Source organism: Pseudoalteromonas sp. K222D, from assembly GCF_017653575.1.
Taxonomy (GTDB): Bacteria; Pseudomonadota; Gammaproteobacteria; order Enterobacterales; family Alteromonadaceae; genus Pseudoalteromonas; species Pseudoalteromonas nigrifaciens.
This window is the reverse complement of the sequence record NZ_JAGGDL010000085.1, coordinates 1-1,549: the sequence shown is the minus strand read 5'-3', so window position 1 is coordinate 1,549 and position 1,549 is coordinate 1. Positions and strand designations below refer to the sequence as shown.

At 40.3% G+C, this 1,549-nt stretch carries 1 protein-coding gene; it reads left to right on the top strand.

Annotation, left to right across the window (positions count from 1 at the left end; genetic code table 11):
• The first annotated feature begins 105 nt into the window (after positions 1–105).
• A complete protein-coding gene (locus J5X91_RS17940) occupies positions 106–1,545 on the top strand; it encodes an IS66 family transposase (RefSeq protein ID WP_208835390.1) in 1,440 nt (479 codons plus the stop codon).
• The last annotated feature ends 4 nt before the right edge of the window (positions 1,546–1,549 follow it).

The window sequence follows — 1,549 nt, the reverse complement described above, 5'->3', positions numbered from 1 at the left end:
GTAACTATTCACCAAGACAAATTATTTTCTAAGGATCTTTTTTAGCTATTGACTGATCCTGCCAGTATGCCAAGCTAGAGCTATTACCCTATCGCTCTAGCTTTAATGAATTTAAACAGCATAAATATCACTGAAATAGTTGAGCAAACTAAAACTCAGTTACAAGAAGATAAAACACTCTCGCCAGCGTTGAAGATGTCTATTGAACTCATTCTTGTTGTCGTTGTTATGCTAGCTAGTAAATTAGGACTTAATAGTCAAAATAGTAGCATTCCTCCATCAAAAGATATCAACCGTACAAAGCCAACGAGAGAGAAGTCAGAAAAATCAGCTGGCGGACAAAAAGGCCGAGTAGGTAAAACGCTGACTCAAACAGAAACACCTGATGAGGTACAAGTCATTTTAGTTGACCGAGATTTTTTACCTAAAGGTCATTATCGTGAGGTGGGTTTTCAAAAGCGACAAGTCGTCGATATAGATATCAGTAAAGTGGTGACCGAATACCAGGCTCAAATCCTTGAGAATGAGCAAGGGAAGCGTTTTGTTGGTGAATTCCCCCAAGGTGTTAACGGTCCTATTCAATATGGTGTTGGTGTGAAAGCCCATGCGGTTTACTTATCACAATATCAATTACTCCCTTATAACCGCATTGAAGAATACTTTAGTGACCAACTAGGTATTCCGATCAGTGCCGGCAGTTTATTTAACTTTAATGAACAAGCAGCGGCACTGGTAAAGTCATCGGGCGCAGAAGGTATCATCAAAGCGGCATTACAAAGCCCCCATCAAACTTTGCATGTTGATGAGACTGGCATTAATATCGGCGGTAAACGGCGATGGCTTCATGGTGCATCAACGACTTGGTGGACTTATTTTTATCCTCATGAAAAAAGAGGAAAAATAGCGATGGATGAGGCCGGTATTTTACCGCACTTTACCGGTGTGCTATGTCATGACCATTGGAAGCCATATTATCAATATACCCAATGCCAACATGCATTATGTAATGCTCACCACATCCGAGAATTAGAAAGGGCTTGGGAGCAAGACGGCATGCAATGGGCGAAGGATATGCAAACCTTACTTAAAGAAATGAATAAAGCTCAAATAGATAATTCCGACCTAGATAAAGGGGCTAAACAGAAATATCGTGAGCAATATCAAAAAATATTGCTTCAAGGTGACGCTAAATGTCCACCACCAGATAAAAATAGCCGAGTGAAAGGTCAGCGAGGCCGATTAAAGCGAACCAAATCCCGAGCATTATTGGAACGACTAAGAGATTATCAAGATGATGTTTTACGTTTCATGATGAGCACTGGCGTGCCATTTACCAACAACCAAGGCGAGAATGATATTAGGATGACCAAGGTTCATCAAAAAATATCGGGGTGTTTTAGAAGTAAGCAAGGAGCTGAAATGTTCTGCTTGCTGAGAAGCTATTTATCGACTTGCAGAAAACAATATGTATCTGCAAGCCTAGCCCTTGAGTTATTATTCAAAAATCAGCTGCCTGATATATTCATTTCAGATGAGGCTGAATAGTTAC